Annotated in this window: 24 protein-coding genes and 4 tRNA genes; 11 read left to right on the top strand and 17 right to left on the bottom strand. The window is 68.8% G+C overall.

The window, feature by feature from the left end:
* Window positions 1-4 precede the first annotated feature (4 nt).
* The 7 genes from NOCJ54_RS0112165 to NOCJ54_RS0112135 all read right to left on the bottom strand — a co-directional run bounded on the left by NOCJ54_RS0112165 (window position 5) and on the right by NOCJ54_RS0112135 (window position 6,821).
* The gene (locus NOCJ54_RS0112165; RefSeq protein WP_084255127.1) at window positions 5-490 is read right to left on the bottom strand and encodes an HIT family protein; all 486 of its coding nucleotides are present in this window, start codon (window positions 488-490) and stop codon (window positions 5-7) included.
* Between the two features lie 53 nt (window positions 491-543).
* Window positions 544-1,269: a TetR/AcrR family transcriptional regulator gene (locus tag NOCJ54_RS25480; RefSeq protein WP_051485787.1), complete on the bottom strand. Its 726-nt coding sequence runs from the start codon at window positions 1,267-1,269 to the stop codon at window positions 544-546.
* A 12-nt stretch (window positions 1,270-1,281) separates the two neighbouring features.
* Window positions 1,282-2,265 carry a hypothetical protein gene (locus tag NOCJ54_RS0112155; RefSeq protein WP_036517713.1) on the bottom strand — a complete coding sequence of 328 codons (984 nt, stop codon included), beginning with the start codon at window positions 2,263-2,265 and terminating at the stop codon, window positions 1,282-1,284.
* 8 nt (window positions 2,266-2,273) lie between these two features.
* Window positions 2,274-4,256, bottom strand: coding sequence for a threonine--tRNA ligase (gene thrS / locus NOCJ54_RS0112150; protein ID WP_028655709.1), 1,983 nt, complete (start codon window positions 4,254-4,256; stop codon window positions 2,274-2,276).
* Between the two features lie 106 nt (window positions 4,257-4,362).
* Window positions 4,363-4,722, bottom strand: a complete 360-nt coding sequence (gene yidD / locus NOCJ54_RS25475) for a membrane protein insertion efficiency factor YidD (protein ID WP_232221768.1) — start codon at window positions 4,720-4,722, stop codon at window positions 4,363-4,365.
* A gap of 119 nt (window positions 4,723-4,841) precedes the next feature.
* A tRNA-Val gene (locus tag NOCJ54_RS0112140) sits at window positions 4,842-4,913 on the bottom strand.
* A gap of 72 nt (window positions 4,914-4,985) precedes the next feature.
* Entirely contained in the window at window positions 4,986-6,821 is a 1,836-nt protein-coding gene (locus NOCJ54_RS0112135) for a flavin-containing monooxygenase (protein ID WP_028655708.1), read from the bottom strand.
* 93 nt (window positions 6,822-6,914) lie between these two features.
* Between NOCJ54_RS0112135 and NOCJ54_RS25470 the strand changes: the two genes are divergently transcribed.
* Window positions 6,915-8,093, top strand: a complete 1,179-nt coding sequence (locus NOCJ54_RS25470) for a GAF domain-containing protein (protein ID WP_036517710.1) — start codon at window positions 6,915-6,917, stop codon at window positions 8,091-8,093.
* Here the strand turns inward: NOCJ54_RS25470 and NOCJ54_RS0112125 are convergent.
* A complete protein-coding gene (locus NOCJ54_RS0112125) occupies window positions 8,074-8,901 on the bottom strand; it encodes an aminotransferase class IV (RefSeq protein ID WP_028655707.1) in 828 nt (275 codons plus the stop codon). The two genes, NOCJ54_RS25470 and NOCJ54_RS0112125, sit on opposite strands and share 20 nt — an antisense overlap.
* A gap of 156 nt (window positions 8,902-9,057) precedes the next feature.
* On the opposite strand from NOCJ54_RS0112125, the gene NOCJ54_RS0112120 reads away from it, so the two are divergent.
* The 4 genes from NOCJ54_RS0112120 to NOCJ54_RS0112105 all read left to right on the top strand — a co-directional run bounded on the left by NOCJ54_RS0112120 (window position 9,058) and on the right by NOCJ54_RS0112105 (window position 10,141).
* Window positions 9,058-9,130, top strand: a tRNA-Gly gene (locus tag NOCJ54_RS0112120).
* Between the two features lie 50 nt (window positions 9,131-9,180).
* Window positions 9,181-9,254 (top strand) — tRNA-Cys (locus NOCJ54_RS0112115).
* 16 nt (window positions 9,255-9,270) lie between these two features.
* Window positions 9,271-9,345 (top strand) — tRNA-Val (locus NOCJ54_RS0112110).
* Between the two features lie 151 nt (window positions 9,346-9,496).
* Entirely contained in the window at window positions 9,497-10,141 is a 645-nt protein-coding gene (locus NOCJ54_RS0112105; protein ID WP_198020199.1) for a DUF7003 family protein, read from the top strand.
* A gap of 2 nt (window positions 10,142-10,143) precedes the next feature.
* On the opposite strand, the gene NOCJ54_RS0112100 is transcribed toward NOCJ54_RS0112105, so the two are convergent.
* Window positions 10,144-10,341: a helix-turn-helix domain-containing protein gene (locus NOCJ54_RS0112100; protein WP_028655705.1), complete on the bottom strand. Its 198-nt coding sequence runs from the start codon at window positions 10,339-10,341 to the stop codon at window positions 10,144-10,146.
* Window positions 10,342-10,463: 122 nt separating this feature from the next.
* Between NOCJ54_RS0112100 and NOCJ54_RS28275 the strand changes: the two genes are divergently transcribed.
* Window positions 10,464-11,054, top strand: coding sequence for a hypothetical protein (locus NOCJ54_RS28275; protein ID WP_051485786.1), 591 nt, complete (start codon window positions 10,464-10,466; stop codon window positions 11,052-11,054).
* A gap of 24 nt (window positions 11,055-11,078) precedes the next feature.
* Here NOCJ54_RS28275 and NOCJ54_RS0112090 read toward each other — a convergent pair whose 3' ends face one another.
* Entirely contained in the window at window positions 11,079-11,420 is a 342-nt protein-coding gene (locus NOCJ54_RS0112090; RefSeq protein ID WP_028655704.1) for a hypothetical protein, read from the bottom strand.
* 43 nt (window positions 11,421-11,463) lie between these two features.
* Between NOCJ54_RS0112090 and NOCJ54_RS28990 the strand changes: the two genes are divergently transcribed.
* The 3 genes from NOCJ54_RS28990 to NOCJ54_RS0112080 are packed head-to-tail and all read left to right on the top strand — an operon-like array spanning window position 11,464 to window position 12,656.
* Complete coding sequence (locus NOCJ54_RS28990) at window positions 11,464-11,856, top strand: DUF6228 family protein (protein WP_198020198.1); 393 nt, start codon at window positions 11,464-11,466, stop codon at window positions 11,854-11,856.
* Between the two features lie 13 nt (window positions 11,857-11,869).
* Window positions 11,870-12,250: a hypothetical protein gene (locus NOCJ54_RS0112085; protein WP_028655703.1), complete on the top strand. Its 381-nt coding sequence runs from the start codon at window positions 11,870-11,872 to the stop codon at window positions 12,248-12,250.
* 22 nt (window positions 12,251-12,272) lie between these two features.
* Window positions 12,273-12,656, top strand: coding sequence for a hypothetical protein (locus NOCJ54_RS0112080; protein WP_028655702.1), 384 nt, complete (start codon window positions 12,273-12,275; stop codon window positions 12,654-12,656).
* Here the strand turns inward: NOCJ54_RS0112080 and NOCJ54_RS0112075 are convergent.
* Window positions 12,647-13,162, bottom strand: a complete 516-nt coding sequence (locus NOCJ54_RS0112075) for a CbrC family protein (protein WP_028655701.1) — start codon at window positions 13,160-13,162, stop codon at window positions 12,647-12,649. The two genes, NOCJ54_RS0112080 and NOCJ54_RS0112075, sit on opposite strands and share 10 nt — an antisense overlap.
* Before the next feature lie 201 nt (window positions 13,163-13,363).
* On the opposite strand from NOCJ54_RS0112075, the gene mobF reads away from it, so the two are divergent.
* On the top strand, window positions 13,364-16,945 hold the full coding sequence (gene mobF / locus NOCJ54_RS25460) for a MobF family relaxase (protein ID WP_157514885.1): 3,582 nt from the start codon (window positions 13,364-13,366) through the stop codon (window positions 16,943-16,945).
* A gap of 71 nt (window positions 16,946-17,016) precedes the next feature.
* Here the strand turns inward: mobF and NOCJ54_RS28270 are convergent, their stop codons facing one another.
* The 3 genes from NOCJ54_RS28270 to NOCJ54_RS0112060 all read right to left on the bottom strand — a co-directional run bounded on the left by NOCJ54_RS28270 (window position 17,017) and on the right by NOCJ54_RS0112060 (window position 19,181).
* Entirely contained in the window at window positions 17,017-17,427 is a 411-nt protein-coding gene (locus NOCJ54_RS28270; RefSeq protein WP_051485784.1) for a DUF6188 family protein, read from the bottom strand.
* Between the two features lie 57 nt (window positions 17,428-17,484).
* Window positions 17,485-17,886, bottom strand: coding sequence for a hypothetical protein (locus NOCJ54_RS29455; protein ID WP_157514884.1), 402 nt, complete (start codon window positions 17,884-17,886; stop codon window positions 17,485-17,487).
* A 380-nt stretch (window positions 17,887-18,266) separates the two neighbouring features.
* Window positions 18,267-19,181 carry a hypothetical protein gene (locus NOCJ54_RS0112060; RefSeq protein WP_028655700.1) on the bottom strand — a complete coding sequence of 305 codons (915 nt, stop codon included), beginning with the start codon at window positions 19,179-19,181 and terminating at the stop codon, window positions 18,267-18,269.
* 204 nt (window positions 19,182-19,385) lie between these two features.
* On the opposite strand from NOCJ54_RS0112060, the gene NOCJ54_RS25450 reads away from it, so the two are divergent.
* Complete coding sequence (locus tag NOCJ54_RS25450) at window positions 19,386-20,009, top strand: helix-turn-helix domain-containing protein (RefSeq protein WP_198020197.1); 624 nt, start codon at window positions 19,386-19,388, stop codon at window positions 20,007-20,009.
* Window positions 20,010-20,029: 20 nt separating this feature from the next.
* On the opposite strand, the gene NOCJ54_RS0112050 is transcribed toward NOCJ54_RS25450, so the two are convergent.
* The 3 genes from NOCJ54_RS0112050 to NOCJ54_RS28265 are packed head-to-tail and all read right to left on the bottom strand — an operon-like array spanning window position 20,030 to window position 21,451.
* On the bottom strand, window positions 20,030-20,497 hold the full coding sequence (locus NOCJ54_RS0112050) for a hypothetical protein (RefSeq protein WP_028655699.1): 468 nt from the start codon (window positions 20,495-20,497) through the stop codon (window positions 20,030-20,032).
* Window positions 20,490-21,053, bottom strand: coding sequence for an RNA 2'-phosphotransferase (locus NOCJ54_RS0112045; RefSeq protein ID WP_028655698.1), 564 nt, complete (start codon window positions 21,051-21,053; stop codon window positions 20,490-20,492). Before NOCJ54_RS0112045 ends, NOCJ54_RS0112050 begins: the two co-directional genes overlap by 8 nt.
* A 50-nt stretch (window positions 21,054-21,103) precedes the next feature.
* Window positions 21,104-21,451 carry a helix-turn-helix domain-containing protein gene (locus NOCJ54_RS28265; protein WP_051485782.1) on the bottom strand — a complete coding sequence of 116 codons (348 nt, stop codon included), beginning with the start codon at window positions 21,449-21,451 and terminating at the stop codon, window positions 21,104-21,106.
* Between the last annotated feature and the right edge of the window lie 53 nt (window positions 21,452-21,504).

Here is a 21,504-nt window from a genome sequence, read left to right as displayed (position 1 = left end):
CCTACTACTGCCAGTGGGCCGCGAGCAGGTCGCGGGTGTCCCCGAGCAGCTGCGGGAGGGTCTTGGTGCCCGCGATGACGGTCATGAAGTTCGCGTCGCCGGACCACCGGGGCACGACGTGCTGGTGCAGGTGACCGGACAGCGAGCCGCCCGCCGCTCCCCCGAGGTTCAGCCCGACGTTGAAGGCGTGTGGCTGCGAGACGGCGCGGATCGTGCGCAGCGCGGACTTGGTCATCGCCGTGAGCTCGTCGGTCTCGGCGTCGTCGAGGTCGGTGTAGTCCGCGACGTGGCGGTAGGGCAGCACCATCAGGTGGCCGGGGTTGTAGGGGTAGAGGTTGAGCACGACGTACGTCGTCTCGCCCCGCACCACCACCAGGTCGTCGTCGGTCGAGGTCGCCGGGTCACGGCTGATCCGGCAGAAGGGGCAGGCCGGGCGCGGCTCTGCGTGGGCCGGCTGCTCGGTCTCCCCCTCCCCGCGCACGTACGACATGCGGTGCGGCGTCCAGAGCCGCTCGAGCCCGTCCGGGTCGGCCACGTGGTCCCTCACTGGTCGTCGGTCGCCGCAGGCTGGAGCATCTGCAGCAGGTCGGAGATGGGCAGGTCGGGCAGGTTGAGGCCGCGCGCGGTCGCCATGCCGTTGACCTGCATCCAGATCGAGTCCGCGAGGATGTCGATGCAGGCCTCCGTGCCGGGCTGGCGCGGCTCGCGCTCGAGCCAGCGGCGCACGGCGGAGAAGACGGCGCCGATCATCCCGAAGACCCACGGGTCGAGCGCCGCACGGTCGTCGTCCGAGAGCTCGACCCCGAGCGCCGCGACGACGGTCGTCATGATCTCCTCGATGGTCCCGGCGACCTGCTGCACCGCCAGGCCGAGCGGGCTGGGGCCCCAGCCGGCGAGGTCGCGCTCGGCGAACCAGTACAGCGACGGGTGCGCCTCGGCCCAGCGCACGAAGCTGGCGACGATGCCGCGGACGATCTGGTCCGGGGTGCCGTCGTACGACAGCGCGGGCAGGAGCTGGTTGCCGACGTCCTCGCAGACCTGGGCCTGCACGGCCCGGTCGAGGTCGGAGCGGTCGGCGAAGTGCCGGTAGATGACGGTGCGGCTCATCTTGGCCTCGTCGGCGACGGCCTGCACCTGGTACTCCTCGCCGGGCGCCTGGCGCTCCAGGACGGCGATGGCGGCGTCGATGATGACCTGGCGGCGGACCTGGTTGTGCTCCTGCCAGCGTCGACGGCGACCGTCGAGCAGCTCACCACTCTCCGAGCTCATTGCCAAACCTTCTCACGTGAACCGGTGGAACCACTGGCCGAGGTCGGCGGAGATGCCGGGGCAGGTGACGTTCTTGTCGCGCTGGTCCTCGACCCACTGGCCCATGACCGCGGGGCCGCCCTGGATCGACCAGTCGGGACCGCAGCGGTTGAGCGCCTCGGCACGCGAGGTCTGGCCCGCGGCCCGCCACTCGGGGATGCCGCCGAGCGAGAGGTCGCCGACCACCTGGCGGTAGAGCAGCGGGGTCGAGTAGACGCCGATGCGGTAGCCGGCGTCGGTGTAGCCGCGGGCGACGCCCTCGATGACGGCGGCGTTGGCGCGCAGGTCCGAGCTCCACTCGAAGGTCGGCACCGGCTCGACGTCGATCCACACGATCGGGCTCAGCAGGCCGGTCGTGCCCATGGTGCCGATGTTGAAGCGGGCCTGCTGGTAGCCGACGTTGCGCAGCCGGCCGAGGCGGTTGGAGGCGTCGTACGGGCCGTCGGAGCCGTAGTCGTCGAGCGTGGCCTTGTCGGGGAAGCTCGAGACGGCGTAGACGGACACGAGCACGTCGTTGTCCTTGGCCCACTGCACCTGGTCGGCGAGGCAGGGGTTGCGGGTGAAGCCGGGGCCGTTGGTCAGGCCGAGCACGACGAACTCCGCCTCGGGCAGCGGCATCGGCAGGCCCTTGCCCTGCTTCTCCGGGATGCCCATGCCCTTGGGGCACTGCGGCCAGCTCACGTCGCCGCCGAGCACCTCGCCGTCGCGCGGGGCGATGTCGCCGGTCGGCTGGTCCCCTTGCCGGGCCAGCTCCTCGGCGGCCTTGGCGAGGTCGTTGGCGTCGGCACCGGGGTCGCCGGCGTCCCCGCCCGGCTTGCCCTCCTGGGTCGGCGTCGCGCTGGCCGTGGTCGGGACCGGCGGGCGCGGCGGTGCCCCGCTCGGGCTGTCGGACCCGCTGCACGCCACGAGGGCAGGCAGCAGCAGGCCGAGCACGACGACCGCTGCCCCCCGCCTCATGGCGCGCCTCAGACCTGCTCGCGCGACTCGACCGCCGCGACGATGCGCTCGATCGCCTCGGCCACCGGCACGCCGTTCTCCTGGCGGCCGTCGCGGTAGCGGAAGCTGACTGCGCCCTTCTCCACGTCCTCGCCACCGGCGATGAGCATGAACGGGATCTTCTGCAGCTGGGCGTTGCGGATCTTCTTCTGGAAGCGGTCGTCGGACTCGTCGACCTCGACCCGGATTCCGCGCGCCCTGAGCTGGCCGGCCACCTCGTAGAGGTAGTCGGTGAAGGCGTCGGCCACGGGGATGCCCTGCACCTGGACCGGGGCCAGCCACGGAGGGAAGGCACCGGCGTAGTGCTCGACGAGCACGCCGAGGAAGCGCTCGATGGAGCCGAACTTCGCGGAGTGGATCATCACCGGCTGCTGCTTGGAGCCGTCGGGCGCGGTGTACTCCAGGCCGAAGCGTGCCGGCTGGTTGAAGTCGTACTGGACGGTGCCCATCTGCCAGGTGCGGCCGATCGCGTCCTTGGCCTGCACGGAGATCTTGGGGCCGTAGAACGCGGCGCCGCCGGGGTCGGGCACGAGGTCGAGGCCGGTCTCCGCCGCGACGTCCTCGAGCACCTTGGTGGCGGTCGCCCAGTCCTCGTCGGAGCCGACGAACTTGTCCGGCTTGGCGTCGTCGCGGGTCGACAGCTCGAGGTAGAAGTCGTCGAGGCCGAAGTCCTTGAGCACGCCGAGCATGAAGCCGAGCAGGTGCTTGACCTCGGCCGGGGCCTGCTCGGGGGTGCAGTAGGAGTGCGAGTCGTCCTGGGCGAAGCCGCGGACCCGGGTGAGGCCGTGGATGACGCCGGACTTCTCGTAGCGGTAGACGCTCCCGAACTCGAACAGCCGCAGCGGGAGCTCGCGGTACGAGCGGCCGCGGCTGCTGAAGATCAGGTTGTGCATCGGGCAGTTCATCGCCTTGAGCTGGTAGTTCGTGCCCTCGAACTCCATCGGCGGGAACATCGTGTCGGCGTAGTACGGCAGGTGGCCCGAGGTGTGGAACAGGCCGTCCTTGGTGATGTGCGGGGTGCCGACGTAGGAGAAGCCCTCCTCGATGTGGCGGCGGCGGACGTAGTCCTCCATCTCCCGCTTGATCACGCCACCCTTGGGGTGGAAGACCGGCAGGCCGGAGCCGATCTCGTCCGGGAACGAGAACAGGTCGAGCTCACGGCCGAGCTTGCGGTGGTCGCGCCGCTCGGCCTCCTCGATGCGGTGCAGGTGCGCGTCCAGCTCCTCCTTGCTCGGCCACGCGGTGCCGTAGATGCGCTGGAGCTGCTTGTTCTTCTCGTCGCCGCGCCAGTACGCCGCGGCACTGCGCATCAGCTTGAAGGCGGGGATCCGCTTGGTGGTCGGCAGGTGGGGACCGCGGCAGAGGTCCTTCCAGGCGACCTCGCCCTTGCGGTTGATGTTGTCGTAGATCGTGAGCTCGCCGGCGCCGACCTCGGCCGAGGCACCCTCGGCGGCCTCACCCGCGTTGCCCTTGAGGCCGATCAGCTCGACCTTGTACGGCTCGTCGGCGAGCTCGACCAGCGCGTCCTCGTCGGTGGTGACCCGACGCTCGAAGCGCTGGTTCTCCTTGATGATCTTGCGCATCGCGGACTCGAGCCTGGCGAGGTCCTCGGGCACGAAGGGCACCGGGACGTCGAAGTCGTAGTAGAAGCCGTCCTGGATCGGCGGGCCGATGCCGAGCCTGGCCTCGGGGAAGAGCTGCTGCACGGCCTGGGCCAGCACGTGCGCGGTCGAGTGGCGCAGGATGTCGAGGCCGTCCGGGCTGCCGATGGCCACGCCCTCGACCTCGTCGCCGTCGGCCAGCGCGTAGGACAGGTCCTTGAGCTGGCCGCCGACGCGCGCGGCGATGACGTCGGCGTCGTCCCTGAACAGCTCCCAGGCCTTCGTGCCCTCCGTCACCGTCGACTCCTGACGTGCATCAGGGGTGATGACGACGACCTTGATGTCGGACACGGAGGAACTCCTTCGGCAGGGGTGGCACGCCCGGTCCGGGCGCAACGTCGATCGTATCGGCCGCCGGCGCGCCGCACGCAGCCGATTCCCGCCGCGGGACCTCCGGTCAGCCGCGAGCGGCGTCGCCGCAGCGGCGCAGGCGCCGTCGTACGTCGGGCAGCGCGGCCACGCCGCGCGCACGGATCGCAGCCGCGGCGTAGTTCGAGCAGGTCGGCGTGAGGTTGCAGACCGCCGGGCGGAGGGCGGAGACGTTGAGCTGGTAGGAGCGGACCAGCCGGAGCAGGGACCGCGACAGCCGGGACCCGTCCGCGACGGGCGGGGTGGACCGGTAGCCCGCGACCGAGGCGACGACGAGGCTGACCAGGAAGGGGCTGCAGTCGCCGCACTCGGCGGCGTCGCAGGCGCTGTCGCAGTGGTCGCGCTTCTTCCTGCCCTGCTTCGTGCGGCGTCCTCGCCACCGCGCCATGGTCACCTCCGGTGCTCGTCGGGTTGCCTGCGGAGCCTAGCGGCGGAGCGTGCGGCGACGGCGACGGCGGAGGAAACGACGAGAGCCGCGCCCTGTGGCGCGGCTCTCGCATGTCTCGGTGGGCGATACTGGGTTCGAACCAGTGACCTCTTCGGTGTGAACGAAGCGCGCTACCACTGCGCCAATCGCCCGGACCCGGCCCCTTGGGGGACCGCGATCGGAGACTCTAACGCATGTCGCGGCGGCGTTCACATCGGGAGGGGTCACCCGAGGTGGTGCACCTCCTGCAGGCGGTAGACCGGGGTGTCGATGCCGACGTGGCGGGCCTTCAGCTGCAGCGCCAGGTAGAGCGAGTAGTGGCGTGACTGGTGAAGGTTGCCGCCGTGGAACCAGAGGTTCTCCTGCTGGGTGGGCTTCCACATGTTGCGCTGCTCGCCCTCCCACGGACCGGGGTCCTTGGTGGTGTCGGAGCCCAGCCCCCAGACCTTGCCGACCCGGTCGGCGACCTCCTGGCTGATCAAATCCGCCGCCCAGCCGTTCATCGACCCGTAGCCGGTCGCGTAGACGACGAGGTCGGCCTCGAGCTCGGTGCCGTCGGCGAGCACGACGGAGGTCTCGGTCAGGTGGTCGACCTGGCCCTTGGCGAGCTTCACCTCGCCGTCGGCCACCAGCTCGGCGGCACCGACGTCGATGTAGTAGCCCGACCCGCGCCGGAGGTACTTCATGAACAGCCCGGACCCGTCGTCGCCCCAGTCGAGGTCGAAGCCGGCGGCCTCCATCCGGTCGTAGAAGTCCCGGTCGCGCTCGCGCATCTGGTCGTAGAGCGGCTTCTGGAACTCGTGCATGATCCGGTACGGCAGCGAGGCGAAGATGAGGTCCGCCTTCTCGGTGGTCACCCCGGCCGCGAGGGCACGCTCGGAGTAGAGGTCGCCGAGCCCGATGTCCATCAGGGTGTCGCTCTTGACGATGTGCGTCGAGGACCGCTGGACCATGGTGACGTCGGCGTCGTGCTCCCACAGCGCCCCGCAGATGTCGAAGGCGGAGTTGTTGCTGCCGATGACGACGACCTTCTTGCCGGCGTAGGCGTCCGGGCCGGGGTGTTGCGAGGAGTGGTGCTGCTCGCCACGGAAGACGTCCATCCCGGGGATGTCGGGGATGTTGGGCTTGCCGGACATCCCGGTGGCCAGGACCAGGTGGGTCGGGCGCAGGACCAGCGGCATCCCCTCGCGCTCGACCTCGACGGTCCACTCCCCCGTCGCCTCGTCGTAGGACGCCTTCGTGGCGACCGTGCTCGACCAGTACGGCACCTCCATGACCCGGGTGTAGAACTCGAGCCAGTCGCCGACCTTGTCCTTGGGCGCGAACACCGGCCAGTTGTCGGGGAACTTCAGGTAGGGCAGGTGGTCGTACCAGACCGGGTCGTGCAGGCACAGCGACTTGTAGCGCTTGCGCCACTGGTCGCCGGGCCGGGGGTGCTTGTCGATGACGAGGGACGGGACGCCGAGCTGGCGCAGCCGGGCACCGAGTGCGATGCCGCCCTGTCCGCCGCCGACCACCAGCACGTAGGGCTGCGCCTCCGCCCCGAGCGTGGCGTCCTCGGCCTGCCGCTTCTCGAGCCAGGTCACCCGGCTCTTGTTCGCGCCGTGCTCGGCACCCATGGGGCGTCGTACGCCGCGGGGCTCCTCGTGGCCCTTGAGCTCGTGCATGGTGGTGAGGAAGGTCCACGCCTTCGGCCCGTCCTCGTCGATGATGCGGGCCAGGCCGCGGCCGCGGCCCACGGCGGTCTCGAACTCGAACCATGCGGTCGTGACCCCGTCCTCGGTGGTGGCCGGCTCGCTGAGCCGGAAGCCGGACGGGTCCACGCGGTCGAGGTTGGCGCCGAGGAGGTCCGCGACGCCGTCGGGGTTCTCGACGGTCGTGATGTTCCAGGTGAAGGAGACCAGGTCGCGCCAGAAGCTGGTCGCGGCGAAGAGGCCGGCTGCCCGGGACACGTCGCGGGCGGTGAGGGCGTCCTCGAAGGTCGCGAGCCAGGCGCTGGCCGGGTCGGCGGTGTCGGTCGTGGCGGCCGCCGCGGCGGGCCGTTCGTCGAGCTGGGTCATGCCCAGAATGAGACGCCGCGCTGCCGCCCGGTCGGAACCGTTGCACGATGTTGCGTGTGGTCCTCGTCACATCCCGGACCTAGGGTGAGGGGCATGGCCACGCACGACCTCGCGATGCGGGCCCGCGCGCTGGTCCGGATCCACGACGCGGTGCTCTCCGGCTCCGCGCCGCCGGAGCGTCCACGCGCGGTCGTGGCGAGGTCGTGGACCCGGGTGCTGGACCTCGGGATCGACCCCGACGGCCGCAACGGGCGCGACCCGCTGCCTCCCGCGGACGTCGACGAGCGTCGGCGCCAGTCGCGGCTGGGGCTGGTGATCGACGAGATCCGCGAGCTGCTGCTGAGCGCGGCCGACGCGTCGAACTACCTCGTGGTGGTCGCCGACGCCGACGGCATCGTGCTGTGGCGCAGCGGGTCGCCGCGGGTGAAGCGGCAGGCCGACGGGCTGGGCTTCGCCGAGGGCGCCCACTGGGCCGAGGAGGCCGTCGGCACGAACGCGATCGGCACCGCGCTCGCGGAGGGCGCGCCGGTCCAGCTGTTCTCGGCCGAGCACTTCGAGAACGCCCAGGTGCCCTGGTACTGCACCGCCTCCCCCATCCACGACCCGATCGACGGCTCACTGCTCGGCATCGTCGATGTCAGCGGACCCGCCCTCACGCTGCACCCCGCTATCGAGGCCCTGGTGACCGCGTCCGTCCGCCTCGCCGAGGCGCGCCTGTGGCGACACCACGAGGAGCGCCTCGAGCAGCTGCGGCGGACGGCGGAGCCGTTGCTGTCGGGCGCCAACGGCCCGCTGCTGGTCGTCGACGACCACGGCTGGGTCGCCGCCCATCAGGGCGTGGCCGTGCGGGACCGGGTCGAGGCGCCGCGCCCGGACCGCGCGCTCGCCGTCCCCGGGCTCGGGCTGTGCCTGCCCGAGCGGCTCCGCGGCGGCTGGTTGATCCGGCCGTCGACCGCCGAGACGGTGCTGCTGGCGACCCTCGACCTCACCGCGACTCCCGCGACCCTCGAGGTCCACGGCGCGGAGGCGCCGTGGCGGGTCGCGCTGTCACCGCGGCACGCGGAGGTGCTCGCCGCCCTGGCCGAGGCCGGCCGCGGCGGCCTGACTGCCGGCGCGCTCAGCCACCGCCTGTACGGCGACGGGGAGCACCAGGTGACGGTGCGCGCCGAGGTCTCCCGGATGCGCAAGGCGCTCGGCGCCCTGCTCGCGACCAACCCCTACCGGATCGGTGACGGGGTCGACCTGGTCGTCGTCAGCGATCGAACCCGATGAGGGACGCCTCGTTGTCCCGCCACGCCTGCGCGGCGGCGCGGGTGACTGGGCCCGGCGCCGCGAGCTCGCGGTCGTCCCACCGGTGCACGCCCTGCACGTCGCGGGTGGTCGAGACCAGGAAGACCTCGTCCGCGCCGGCCGCGACCTCGATCGGCTCGTCGACCTCGGTCGCACCGAACCACTCGATCAGCAGCGCCCGGGTCACCCCGGCCAGGCAGCCGCTCGCCAGCGTCGGGGTACGCACCTGGCCGTCGACCACGTAGAAGACGTTGGTGCCGGTGCCCTCGCACAGGTGGCCGGCGAGGTTCGCGAACACCGCCTCGCTCGCACCCGCCGCCTGCGCCCGGGCCAGCGCCACCACGTTCTCCCCGTAGGACGTCGTCTTCAACCCGGCCAGCGCGCCGCGCTCGTTGCGCGGCCACGGCACGGTGATCACCGCGGTGGTCTCCGGCGCCGGCTCCATGGGGCTGGCGACGACGATCACCGTCAGCGGGTCGTTGCCCCGCCCGCTGCCCAGCGGCGCGTTGCCGCCTGTGACGGTGATGCGGAGCCGACCCAGGGGCAGCGGGTCACCCTCCAGGACGGCAGCGACCCCTCGTCGTACGTCGGCGAGGTCGAAACCGACGAGGCCCAGGCCCTCCGCCGACCGCTCGAGCCGGTCGAGGTGGCGCTGCAGCGCGAACGGCTCTCCCCCGACGACCTTCACGGCCTCGAACACCGCATCCCCGACGGTCAGCCCGTGGTCGGTCACCGGCACCGCCGGGGCCTTCGGGTCGGTCAGCAGCTGGCCGTTGATCCACGCGCGCATGCCCCCACCCTAGGGGTGGAACCACGCCCGCCGGAGGCCCTCTGGGACCCCACGACATGCCCAAGGGGACCCCCCGTTTTGGCGCCGTTCCCCGGATCCGCTAATGTTCTCAACCGCACCGCCAAGCGGGCCGAAAGGCCGGCGAGGAAGTGTGATGCGGACGTAGCTCAGTTGGTAGAGCGCAACCTTGCCAAGGTTGAGGTCGCGAGTTCGAGCCTCGTCGTCCGCTCGGAGAGGTCAGACCCACTGGCTGACCAGGTCAGTAGGTCGGGCCTTCGCGGTGGGTTGGCCGAGAGGCGAGGCAACGGACTGCAAATCCGTGTACACGGGTTCAAATCCCGTACCCACCTCCACGTAACAACTCCACAGGGGCGATTGGCGCAGCGGTAGCGCGCTTCCTTGACACGGAAGAGGTCACTGGTTCAAACCCAGTATCGCCCACCACGTTTCCGCAGGTCAGAGCAGGGTTTTCGGATCCAGATCTGAAATCGGGAACATACGGGGAACAGGGAGCGGCCAAGTTTGGCCGCTCCCTGTCCTTGTTTTCGGGGCTGCATGAATCACCTGGCGTGCTCGCATCTGGCAGGCTGCTCGCGTGATCAGCGCCGACGAGGTCCTCGCTCAGTTGGACTCCGCGAACGCCGACTTCAAGTTCCCTGACCTGAACCACGGCTACTACTACGCGATGGACTGTCGGCTCCACGCCTTCGGCGACGGCGCTCGCTGGGCCCTCGTCGTCGAGGCGTTGGGCTACACCCCGCGTGGCATGAACGTGTACGACGTCCTCCACTACTTCGGTAACTGCCTCACATCCGGAGGACCAGGGTTCGAGAACGAGGACTTCCTCGGCCGGATCGAGAACATGGACGACGTCGAAGACCGCGACGAGCCAGAGGTCTTCGCTGGGATACCGACGATCCGAGTGCGCGACCAGGATCTGCCCGTCGACGCTGCTCCCGGAACCGACCTCATCGACGTCTTCCGGACGCTCGTTCCCGAGCATCGCGACGTGCTCCTCGCAACGGAGACGGAGGTACGTCGAAGGATCCCCGCGGATCTGCCGAAGCTGCTGCAACTCGACGAGTGGCATCAGCCCGAACTGTTCGAGACTCCGCCCAGTGCATCGGAGGTCTACCGGCAGCTCGCTCAAGTCCTGGTCACAGCAGACTCCGGCCGTTACCAGCCGACAGAACCGCCGAACACGCATTGGAGCAAATGGCCGGAGTCCGGCTCGCTCTGACGTCAGCGCCAGTTGCCGACGGGCTTCGCGTCGATGAACCGCTCGACGGACTCGGCCTTGATCCGCAGCGTCTTGCGGCCGAGGCGTACGGCTTCGAGCTGGCCGTCGGCGATGTAGCGCCGGACGGTCCGCGTCGACACGGCAAGCGCGTCGGCGGCGTCGGCGAGCGTGACGAGGCGTCGGGTGGGGGTGGCAGGCATGGCGGGCTCCGAGGTCGTGGCGGACGCCGTTCGTCCGCTCCTGTCCCTCAAGGCCGCGCGGTTCTGCCGAGTGGCCACGCGATCACCGGCGCGAGAGCCCGTGGCCTCGATACGGTCGGTCCGTGACACTCGACCACAATCTGAGCGACGCGTTGGCCGCGTTGGCCGAGGTGCGATCGCTCTACTGGCAGCACCAACATGCCAGTCCGTGGAGCCGTGACGAGAACCTCGAGAGGCAGCTGGCCGATGCTTGGGCAGCAGTCGCAGCTCAGGTTGCTCCGCAGGAGCTCGTCGTACCGGTGGCCGGTCCGCCCCAGTGCGACGTAGGCGCGCCAAGCCCAGTGCTGGTCGCGGGGGCTGAAGGAACATCGGTCGCCTACGACCGGCAAGACGGTGAGCGTTGCCTCCTGACCTTCCGCAACGTCGACTCGGTGCTCTTCGGCGGCAGCAACGACGAGGCGCTCAGCGGGCACCGCCTGTGGGGTCGCGGCCTCCAGTTCTACGCCTTCCAGGAAGTCATCAACTCAGCGTGGATCGCGCAGCGCGAGACCGAGAACTCCGTCCACGAGTACCACCACGGCGGATGGCATGCGCGCTTGCGGCACTTCATCTATACGTTCCACGACGAGACCCTCGAGTGCATCGCGGCTGATTTCGTCGTCGATGACCCTGACAGTGCGTCGCCGGCCGCACTCGCGGCCCTCTCGATGTAGCAGTCGTGCGAGGTGGCCCTCAGCTCAGCGGTACTCGGCGACAACTTCGATCAAGCCGACGATGTGTCGGTTGAACTCGTCGAGATCCTCGGCGGGGATCCAGTACTCAAGGATCGTCTGGCCGCCCGCCTGCTGGACGTCGTACCGATCGAGGAAGGCCTTGTCGACGTCAAACCGCGTCACGTAGCCAACGCCGCTTGCCTTGACGTTCCAGTCGCGCGCGATCTTCGTCGCGTAGTCCTCGTTGAGCACGGGGTAGAAGATCGGCTGGTCTGGGAGTCGCGGGGGCCACTCACGCCAGCCCGACGCCTCGACGAGCGCGAGCTCTTCGGGCCCCGTCGGCCGCCACAGGGTCACCGTCTCCATGACTGCATTCTGTCGGAGCGAGGAGCGCCCATACGCTTGCACGGTGGTCCACATCGGTACTGAGAGCGAATACCTTCGCCTGACGCGTCAGGACGCTGAGACCGTGCTCGCCGAGCTCGAGGTTTCAGGACTGTCGGCAACGCGACCCGTTGTTCAAGCGTTCGCAGCCGGAGTGACCGAGGTGTCAACGTTCCTCGATTCCCTTGAGCGGGATTGGCGTGGTTGGGAGGGAGAGCGCGCGTGGACCTCGCTCGAGGACGACCTCACAATGCAGGCACGCCACACCCACGGCCACGTCCAACTGCGAGTGACATTGCGATGCCACCGTGCAGACTGGGGCAACGACGGTTGGCGCGCGACAGCCGACCTCACCATCGACCCTGGCGAGCAACTCAGTCGCATTGCTGCTGACGCGCGCTCAGAGTTCTCGGCATGAGATTCTCTTGGCCGTGTCGTACGACGTCTTCTTCCAGGGCTTCACGGGCGGCGATGCCGCATCCGGTGGAGGCGACGCCGTCCGGGCGATGCTCGCGGCCCACGTGACGGAGTCCGAGCCGTCGCATTCCTTCCTGCGGATCGAGGTCGAGGACGGCGGTGCCGACGTCTACCTCAGCGACGACCACATGATGGTCAATCACGCCGGCGGGACCGCGACGTGGGATCTCCTCGTCCGCGCAGCTGCGGCGGCGAACTGGACCATCCTGCTGCCTGACGGGCCAACCGCCCTGACCGATGAACGGCAACGAGCAGAGTTGCCATCCGAGCTCACGGACGAAGCAGTCGTAGTTACGGACGGGTCCGAGTTGCTCCAACTAATCGAAAGCATCTGAGGGCCGTCGGATGAGTCGGTTCGTGATCACGATGCCGCAGGTGTCGATCGCCCGCGAGCTCTGGCGCTTCGGCGAGCAGGAACTCGCGCGCCGGGCAATGGCATTGACCGCCGACGAGGCCGCGGACATCGGCGAACGAGCTGGCGCGCTGCACCATTCGGGCACCGCAGCCCGTGTGTGGCCGAACGGTCCGAGCGGCGTCACGCCCGCAGTCCTGCTGGCCGCCATAGAGTTCCTCGAGGGTGAGATGCGTCCGGCTTCGCGGGTCCGACGCCTTCCCGAGAAGGGCCTTCCGGCCGAGATGCGACTCACTGAAGAAGAGCGCTGGGATGCAATGAAGCCGGTTGCGGATGTGGAGATGGCCAGGCGCCACGGCGATCGCCGTCGAGACGATCCTCACAGGTAATCGGCGTACGCCAAGTGCTGCCCGCAAGAACGGCAGCGGAAGAGGTACCCGGTGGCGTCTCCGTCGACCGCAAGGGCCTCGATCAACTCCGGTGGGTTGCCGTCGGACGCCAGCATCTGGAGAGCGTCGGGGTGGTGGCGAAGTTCTGCGAAGCCAACGCGACCCACGAACTCGGCACCGTCACCGCAGTGGAAAAGCCACTGCTCCTGCTGCCACCCAGCGAAACCCGGAGTGCGATGGAGGATCTCGTCAATCACCGCCGACGGCACGCCGGTCGGCACGGGCTCCACGTCCGTGAAGCTAGCTTCGAACTGAGTGGCGGCGCGGCCGTCGGCGATGCACCACGGACAGATTCCCTCAAGCTCTTCGACGCTGTAGACGGGCCCGGTGTAGAGCAGGCCTCTCCGGTCGCCGCACGCGTCGCACTCGTCCCCGCTGGGGACGATGCTCCCTGTGCCGACCGGGTCCGGGTGATACCGGAAGGACGGGATCTCTGGTGAGGACACGCCTGCACCCTATTCGCCGCTCCCGCTTCCTAGCTCACCGTCGTCCCTACTGCCTCCTCGCCCCGCACCCCCGACCACTCATCACTCTCCCCCTACATCTGATCTCCCCACCTTCCTTTCCCCTCCTTCAGGACACACCTCTTCCATCCAGGTATCCCTCTGGCCACTCGGGCGCTGCCCGCGGCCTTGAGGGGTGTGACGATGACGCTGCAGAAACTGTCGGCCGGGTCGGGGTATGAGTACCTGACGCGGCAGGTCGCGGCGCTCGACTCGACGGAGAAGGGCAGCATTCCGCTCGCCGACTACTACTCGGCGAAGGGCGAGTCGCCGGGACGGTGGGTCGGCTCCGGGCTGACCGGAATCGATGGCTTGGAGCCCGGCGACATCGTGACGGCCGAGCAGATGAAGCACCTGTTCGGCAGCGGCTGCGATCCCGTCGCCGGCCGGCCGCTCGGTGCGGCGTACAAGGTCTACGCCAACGAGACGGTCGACGCGTTCAGCGCCAGAGTCGACGAGCTTCTCGCGGACTCGCGCAAGCCGACTTCGGCCGAGCGAGCCGCGGCACGCACGAACGCCGCTCGCGAGTTCTTCGTCGCCGAGCAGGGTCGTGAGCCAGCTTCGGCGCAGGAGTTGTCGGCGGCGTTGAAGCGGTACTCGCGGCCGCGGCAGACCGCGGTGGCTGGGTTCGACCTGACGTTCAGCCCGGTGAAGTCGGTCTCGGCGTTGTGGGCGGTCGCGCCCCGCGAAGTCGCGGCGAAGGTCGAGCTGGCGCATCACGCCGCGGTCGCGGACGCCGTGGCCTTCATCGAGCGGCAGGCGCTGTTCACCCGGGAGGGCAAAGACGGCGCCCGGCAGGTCGAGACACGCGGACTCATCGCCGCCGGCTTCACTCACCGCGACTCCCGCGCCGGCGACCCTGACCTCCACACGCACGTGGCGGTCGCGAACAAGGTGCAGACCAGGCAGGGCAAGTGGTTGTCGATCTACGGGCGGGTACTGCATCAGCACGTGGTCGCCGCGTCGGAGACCTACAACACCGCCCTTGAGCGGCACCTCGTCGAAGTCCTCGGGGTGCAGTTCGGCGAGCGGCCCGGCCTCGATCGGGAGAAGCGACCCATCCGCGAGATCGTCGGCTTCGACCAAGCGCTCTGCGAAGCGTGGTCGAGCCGTCGAGCCGACATCGTCGCGCGGCAGCGGGCGCTTGCACGTGAGTTCCGCGCGGCCCATGGTCGGCCACCGACACCGGTCGAGTCGGTTGCGCTCGCCCAGCAGGCGAACCTGGAGACGCGCGAGGCCAAGCACGAGCCGCGGTCCCTCGCCGAGCAGCGCGCGACCTGGCGGACTCAGGCCGACGAGATGCTCGGGTCCGCCGAGACTGTCGACCGGATGCTGCAGTCAGCGCTTCATCGGACCGCGTCGCCGACCACGTCGAACGTCTCAACGTCGTGGGTGCGGGAGATGGCCGAGCGGGTACTCGGCGAGCTCGAAGCGCATCGGGCGACCTGGCAGTCCTGGCACGTGCACGCCGAGGTTCATCGCCAGATCCGTGACGCCGGGATCCCCGCCGATCGCATCGCAGCGGCCGTCGGTTGGGTCGTCGACGAGGTCACGGAGCTGTCCGTCAACCTCACGCCTGACCGCGACCCGATCGGCGAACCTGTCGGCCTGTGCCGGTCGGACGGGACGAGCGTGTACCGGCACACCGGTCGCGACCACTTCACCACCATTACCGTCCTCGACGCCGAGGCGCGCATCATCACGGCGGCGGCGAGCACGGATGCGGCGGCATGGTCGACCGATGATGTCGAGCTGAGCGTCCTGGCATCGCGGCTGGACGGCATCGAACTCAACGCCGGCCAGGAAGAGCTCGTGCGTGACATGGCGACCAGCGGACGGCGGGTGCGGCTTGCCCTCGCGCCAGCGGGAGCCGGAAAGACGACGGCGATGCGGGTACTCGCCGGCGTGTGGACCGAAGCAGGCGCAGACGTACTCGGGTTCGCCCCGTCGGCCGCCGCCGCGGCCGCGCTCGGCGACGCCACCAGCATGCGTTGCGAGACCCTCGCCAAGCTGATCCACGACCTCGACACGCAGCCCAACTCGCCACTCGTGGCAGCGGTTGGTCAGGGCACGTTGCTCGTCATCGACGAGGCCGGCATCGCCGACACCCTCACACTCGACCGGGTCATCAGGTTCGCGACCGAGCGCGGCGCTGTTGTTCGGCTGATTGGCGACGACCACCAGCTCGCCGCGATCGGCGCTGGAGGAGTGCTCCGCGACATCGCCGGCACCCACGGCGCCGTACGCCTCGACGAAGTCGTCCGGTTCGACGACCCGATCGAGGCGGAGGCATCGCTCGCGCTGCGGGACGGCGACCGCAAGTCGCTCGCCTACTACCTCGACCACGAGCGCATTCACGTCGGCGACCAGGAGACCGTCCTCGATGAGGTCTTCGACGCCTGGCAACGTGAGCAGAACGCGGGCCGCGACTGCCTGATGCTCGCGCCAACCCACGAGCTCGTTCGGGAACTCAACGAACGCGCACGATCAGCACGACTCGGCGATGCCGCTCCCGCATTGGAAGTGCGACTACGGGACGGCACGAACGCGTCGGTCGGAGACGTTGTACTCAGCCGCCGCAACGACCGCAGACTCGGCGTGAGCAGCACCGACTGGGTCAAGAACGGCGACCGCTGGACCGTCACCGACATCAGGAATGGCCACCTCACCGTGCGCCACCGAGGCTGCGGCCTGACGACGGTGCTGCCTGCTGAGTACGTCGCCGCCCACGTCGAGCTCGGCTACGCATCCACCGTCCACACCGCCCAGGGCCTGACGGCCGACGTCATGCACGGCGTCGTGACCGGCGAGGAGACTCGGCAACTGCTCTACACGATGCTGACCCGCGGTTGCGCCGAGAACCACGTCCACGTCATCGCCGACGACCTGAGCGACGACCGCGAGTTCGAGCTGCCCGGCGTCACCGACCAGTTGACAGCCACCGTGGTCCTCAAGCGGGTTCTCGCCCGTGACGGTGCAGCTGTGTCGGCGACGTCGACTCGGCAGCAGGCCGCGACGCCGGAAGCGCGCCTCCAAGACGCAGCAACGCGGTATGCCGACGTCCTGGCGTACGCCACTCACGTGGTCCTTGGGGCAGACGACGACCAGGCTGTCCAATCCGGCCCGCTCCCGTGGCTCTCGAGCATTCCGACTGAGGTGGCCGAGCATCCGCGATGGGGTCCGTATCTGTCCGCCCGAGCGCGACTCGTCGAGGACCTGGCCGGCGAGGTCCGAGGCCGAGCAGATCAGACGCTGCCGGCCTGGCTCGGCCAGTACGACGACGTCCTCACCACGGAACTCCGCTCGGATCTCGCCGTGTGGAGGGCGGCGCAGGGCATTGCGCCCGACGAACGCACCATGGCCGGTCCGGCGCCCACTGACGATCGAGCAGCGTGGCATCACCGCAGCCTGATCCGCACCATTAACGGCAGGTACGACGAAGCCGTCCACGTGTGGGAGAAGCGGATAGTCGCGTACATCGGCCGGGCCGACGAGCAGACGCTCGACCTCGCCCGCGAGCTGGATCGGCTCAAGCGCCAGGGCCGCGATCCCGAGCAGCTGTTGGCGAGAGCGGCTCGCCGGCCGTTCCCGTCCGAGCTCTCGACGGCGGCGCTGCGCTACCGGATCCGCAAGATGGTGGCGCCGCCGCGCAGTCGCCCCGACCCTGTCGGCCTGGAGCAAAGTCGACCGGCACCCTCGAGCACAGCGCCCGGCATCGGTATGTGAGCGACGGGAGCACCGCGAACGTGCTCAGAGTGCCGGTCCGCCTCATCGCACGTGGTGGGCCAGCGACTTGGCTAATCCGGGCCGGGGAACTTGGCGACGCCGCCGCCCGGCAACGAGATAAGCATCGAGCCGTCGACACCTGAGAGCTGCCACGGCTCGTAGTGATCGTCTGCGGGAACGCGTAGGCAAGTGCCGGAACTCACGACGACGCGGAGGGCCCCGGTCTTGAACACCACTGCGGACAGCACCCTCTGGCCCACGAGATGCGCGAGGGCATCTTCCTCACCTTCTTGGGCGTCCCAGACGTCCGTCCGCTGTTTAGGTGTTTCGAGTGTTCCGAGAGTCGCAGCTCCCTCGATTGTCAGCGTCCTGCCGTCGGCGAGGACGATCAGGATTCGGAACTCTTCCCGCTCGACGGACTCGACAATGACGTCGCGCATACCGAGAATCCATCGATCGTCGAGCTCGGTGTCGGCCGCCATGGGCGCAGTCTCGCATTGGACTGCCGATCGTGGCGGGATCGTTGGATGGCGGTCGACCTACGGCAGGGATCGGGGCCCCGAGGCACGAAGGGATCCGCCGCGGACGTCGTCGACAAACTCTTTGACCTCGGCTGCCCTCCGCTGCGTTATCTGCGACAGGCGCTCGCTGAACTTTCCAGCATCGAGCCGTGAAGCGAGTCCGTCCCGATAGGCAGCTTCGAGCAGTTCAATGGCTAGCTCTGCGTCGTGGATCCCCGGATTCGAAGAGACCGGATATGTCCGGCCATCGGGACCGATCAACCAGCTCCCGCCAGGCAGAGGCATCTCGTCGGAATCCACGACCGATCCCGACCACAGCACGCCGCTTCCGACCGATCTGACCCTGAGGGCCTCAACGTCGAAGTCTTCGCCAATCGCGTTCGCCAGTGCCGCGGCAGCGCGTTCGGCGTTCAGTTCCATGGCCGAAGTATCCCTTGTGCGCTCCCGTCCGGACGCTCCCATTGCGCGTCGTCGCTGACTGAGCTGGCCTAGGCTGCCTGGCATGCCAGACGCGACGGAGTCTCCGACCTGCCCGAAGTGTGGCGGGGCGCCGGCCTCCAACGCTCTGCTGCTTACGGAACGTGCCGAAGACGGGAAGCGCACCTGTCAGGCCCTGTTCGAGTGCCCAGCGTGCGGTACTCGGCTCTGGCGATGGGCCGACCGTGCTGATCCGCTCATCGAGTGGACCGATGACTTCTGGCCCGGAGGACCAACAAGGTCTAAGCCGCGGCGGCCACGGTGGCTGCCGTAGGAACTGCGGACCCGCGCGATCCTCGGTAGTTCGGGGCAGACCGGTTTGATCATGCGGACTCGTCGAGCTCGCGGTGGCTCTCTGCGACGTACTCCTCGATGTGCTGCCACAGGTACTCCTCGAGGACCTCGTCGAGGCTCATCGGCGGCACCGCGTGGGCGGCGACGAACGCGCGAAGTTCCTCGACGAGGCGTTCGTCCGCGGCGTACCGGCGGAGCCGGTCCATGAGCATTGACGCGCGACGCCGGATCGATCGCACGGACTCGGGCCGGTAGCGCGCGACGCATTCGACTACAGACGGCGACGTCAGCCCGGCACGACCGCGCCGCCCAGGAGCGGACCGCTCATCGGCAGCCTCAGCAAGTCGCTGCAGGAGCGACGCATCGCCCAGCGTCACCAGACCGCCCAGGATTGCAGACACCACGAGCAGGCTCGCCTCGAAGACCGCGTCAGCATGCAGCTCGGGGACACCCGCGAGGAGGTCGAGATCCTCCGCGTTGTCGCACAACGTGGTGTTCGCCCAGGTGCGATCGATCCGCTGCGCTGCATCGGAGTGGCCCAGCTCGGCCAGCAGAGCGCGTCGTACGTTCCGCAGGACGGTCGCTGCTACGCATCGCTCCGCTGGCCGGGTTCGGATCAGTAGCCACAGCTCGCCAGCGGCCAGCGCGTCGATGTCCGGCGAGAGGTCCCGAAGTTGGTCGGCCAGCCGCGTCGCGCCAGGCAGCAGGAGCCACGCCAGGACGGTCGCCGCTTCGGCGTCGTCTACGGCCTGCCGGTGCAGGTGCGCCAGCAGTGCGTCCTTGGCTGCAGTGGTGGCCCGGCGCGTCCAGCCCGGAAGGTCGAGCAGGTCGTCCACGACCGCCAGTTCTGGATCCTGATGGCACCAGCGCTGCCACGCCACTGCCGCAGCCGCCATCGCCGGGCCGTCGACCTCGTCGAGGCCGAGGCATTTCGCGACGCTCATCGTCGCTCCTCCTGTCTCAGGGCAGACCCCTGTCAAGAGGTAGGTGTGCAGGCCTGTCCAGATTTGACCGGGACACGCCGCACCCGAACGACCGCTGACGTCGGCCGCTGTCCGCGTTCGGGCTGGTCAGACCCCGAAATTGCGATCGTTCCAGGTTCAGATCCGGTCAGATATGCTCGAAGAGTGTCGGGGCACTCTCTGCTCGTGTACGCCCGCCGAGCGGCCGGGCTGACCCAGGACGCCCTCGCCAAGCTCGCTGGTACGTCGCAGCCGACGCTGTCGGCGTACGAGCGCGGGATCAAGTCGCCCTCGTTGGCCGTGGCCGAGCGGATCATCGAGGCAGCGCACCACCGGCTCGAGGTCCGGCCCAGTGTGGAGTTCGTGGAGGTGCCGGGCCAGTACGGGCTGCACCCGTTCTGGCTCGCCCATCAGCTGTGGCGGCTGGCTCCGGAGCGAGCGTTCGCCACGGTCCTGCTACCTGGAGCACACCACGACTGGCCGGCGCGGCATCAGATGTACCACCTCGATGACCGCACAGATCGCGCCCGCGCCTATGAGCTCGTACTGCGTGAGGGCGGGCCAACGGACATGCTCGACTACATTGATGGCGCGCTCCTCGTCGACATCTGGGCCGACCTCGATCTGCCCGGCCCGATACGCCGGGCATGGCATCCGATCATCCGGAGCGCGCTACCTGAGCAGACGAAACCTCCGCCTCGGGCTCCGAACCACATCCGGCCGCCCGGGATGCTCATACGCCTGCGGCCGAGCGAGAGAGCGAAGCACCTGATGGAGGTCGAGGCCACCTCCGATGATGCCGACGACTGATCCGCAGCCAACAACGCGGGTCAGATGTGCTGGAGCACTTGCCGAACGGAATGGCCAAGCAGCGATCCGACGTGGTCGAGTTCGGTCACGTCGAGTTCGTAGCCGTCACGGGTTCCGTTCATGACTTCGATCTCAAATCGCGCGAAGGCCATGGGCCAGTCGTAGTTGAGGTCGTTGAGGTTGGCGCTTGCGCCGCAGCACGGCATCGCTGCGTCGAGTTGGCTTAGGTCTTCTGCGCGCTCGTCGATGATGTCGAAAACCCAGGCCACGTCCGTGACCTTTCCGCAGGCAGAGCACGTAACAGAAGACGTGTTGACTCCCGAGTCGATGAATGCGACCCCGGCATGAATCGAGTGAGTCACGTCGTCGGCGGAGGCGGTGGGTCCGGTGAATAGGCTTCGGACATACGCCGTAGCAGTCTCCGCGTTCGGGATCTGGGGCGCCCACGTCGGCGTGGTCGGGATGATCCGGATCCAGTTGTCACTCATCTCCGCGCGTCCGATCGAGCGGTGTCAAGAACTGAGTGGGAACGCGTTCGGTCAGCCACACGCCGTTGTCGGTTCGCCAGAAAAGCAGCCCTGCGGTAGCCATGCCGGAGGCGTCCACGGCTAGGACGATCTCGTCGCCGCGACGGGCGCCGACGCGCCGTGCGGTCTCGATGTCGCCCGATAGGTGAACGTGGTGTCGCTTCCGTCGGTCGAGTCCGGTCGCCAGGATCGAGTCGAGGTTGCGCCGCGGAGTGCCGTGATACAGGACGGCCGGCGGGGGGACGGGCTCCAGGCCGAGCTCGACATCTACCGAATGTCCCTGCCGGGCGCGGATTCGCTGAGACGGAGCGTCGAGTTCGAAGCGTTGCTTGTCGTTGGTCGCGACGACTCGGAGGAGGTCGTCGTGACTCATGTGCGTCCCATGCTCGGAGAGAGCCGAGAGCAGGCGGTCAATGTCGACCCAGCCACTGTCGTCAAGCGTCAGGCCGATCGAATCGGGTCGATGACGGAGGACGAGCGACAGACGCTTGGAGCGCTTGATGTCTGCCTGAATCATGGGCCGAGAGTGCCACAGGAACCGCGGGGAGCGCGCTTGGATTGCCTGGACTATGCGCCGACGCTGAGAGCGAAGATCTCGCTGTGCTCCACTGCGTCGACGGAACTGCCCTCGCCCGGGGGCAGCACGAACTGGATCTGCGCGCCCAGTGCGTCAGCGAGCTTGATGAGCGTCGGGACCGTCGGCGCGATCATGCCGCGCTCGATCCGGCTGATGTCGGCCTGGGCGACGCCACTGAGCTCGGCGAGATCTGACTGGCGTAGGTTGCGAGCCTTGCGAGCGGAGTAGATCACGCGGCCGAAGGCGTAGGCAGCACGGAAGACGCGCTCGGCCTCGCGCCCTTCGGCACTCTGGTCGGCACGGCGCTCCCGCGCGTACTCGGAGAACTTCTTGGCCATGGTCACTCCTCTCGTCCAACATTGTATGGGTGATAACCCATACGAACAATGCT

Origin of the sequence: Nocardioides sp. J54 (assembly GCF_000519005.1) — a bacterium.
Taxonomy (GTDB): Bacteria; Actinomycetota; Actinomycetes; order Propionibacteriales; family Nocardioidaceae; genus Nocardioides.
Note: the sequence above shows the minus strand (reverse complement) of the source record. Positions and strands in the feature narration are given on the sequence as shown.

Excerpts from the sequence above, each read along its gene's own strand:
- NOCJ54_RS25480 (WP_051485787.1), bottom strand. The coding sequence starts at position 1,269 with ATGAGCTCGGAGAGTGGTGAGCTGCTCGACGGTCGCCGTCGACGCTGG.
- NOCJ54_RS0112155 (WP_036517713.1), bottom strand. The coding sequence starts at position 2,265 with ATGAGGCGGGGGGCAGCGGTCGTCGTGCTCGGCCTGCTGCTGCCTGCC.
- NOCJ54_RS0112135 (WP_028655708.1), bottom strand. The coding sequence starts at position 6,821 with ATGACCCAGCTCGACGAACGGCCCGCCGCGGCGGCCGCCACGACCGAC.
- NOCJ54_RS0112165 (WP_084255127.1), bottom strand. The coding sequence starts at position 490 with ATGTCGTACGTGCGCGGGGAGGGGGAGACCGAGCAGCCGGCCCACGCA.
- NOCJ54_RS28270 (WP_051485784.1), bottom strand. The coding sequence starts at position 17,427 with ATGGCGGCCGACACCGAGCTCGACGATCGATGGATTCTCGGTATGCGC.
- mobF (WP_157514885.1), top strand. The coding sequence starts at position 13,364 with ATGACGCTGCAGAAACTGTCGGCCGGGTCGGGGTATGAGTACCTGACG.
- NOCJ54_RS0112050 (WP_028655699.1), bottom strand. The coding sequence starts at position 20,497 with ATGAGTGACAACTGGATCCGGATCATCCCGACCACGCCGACGTGGGCG.
- NOCJ54_RS0112090 (WP_028655704.1), bottom strand. The coding sequence starts at position 11,420 with ATGGAGACGGTGACCCTGTGGCGGCCGACGGGGCCCGAAGAGCTCGCG.
- NOCJ54_RS25470 (WP_036517710.1), top strand. The coding sequence starts at position 6,915 with ATGGCCACGCACGACCTCGCGATGCGGGCCCGCGCGCTGGTCCGGATC.
- NOCJ54_RS0112045 (WP_028655698.1), bottom strand. The coding sequence starts at position 21,053 with ATGATTCAGGCAGACATCAAGCGCTCCAAGCGTCTGTCGCTCGTCCTC.
- NOCJ54_RS28265 (WP_051485782.1), bottom strand. The coding sequence starts at position 21,451 with ATGGCCAAGAAGTTCTCCGAGTACGCGCGGGAGCGCCGTGCCGACCAG.
- NOCJ54_RS0112060 (WP_028655700.1), bottom strand. The coding sequence starts at position 19,181 with ATGAGCGTCGCGAAATGCCTCGGCCTCGACGAGGTCGACGGCCCGGCG.
- NOCJ54_RS0112125 (WP_028655707.1), bottom strand. The coding sequence starts at position 8,901 with ATGCGCGCGTGGATCAACGGCCAGCTGCTGACCGACCCGAAGGCCCCG.
- yidD (WP_232221768.1), bottom strand. The coding sequence starts at position 4,722 with ATGGCGCGGTGGCGAGGACGCCGCACGAAGCAGGGCAGGAAGAAGCGC.
- NOCJ54_RS0112100 (WP_028655705.1), bottom strand. The coding sequence starts at position 10,341 with ATGCCTGCCACCCCCACCCGACGCCTCGTCACGCTCGCCGACGCCGCC.
- NOCJ54_RS29455 (WP_157514884.1), bottom strand. The coding sequence starts at position 17,886 with ATGGAACTGAACGCCGAACGCGCTGCCGCGGCACTGGCGAACGCGATT.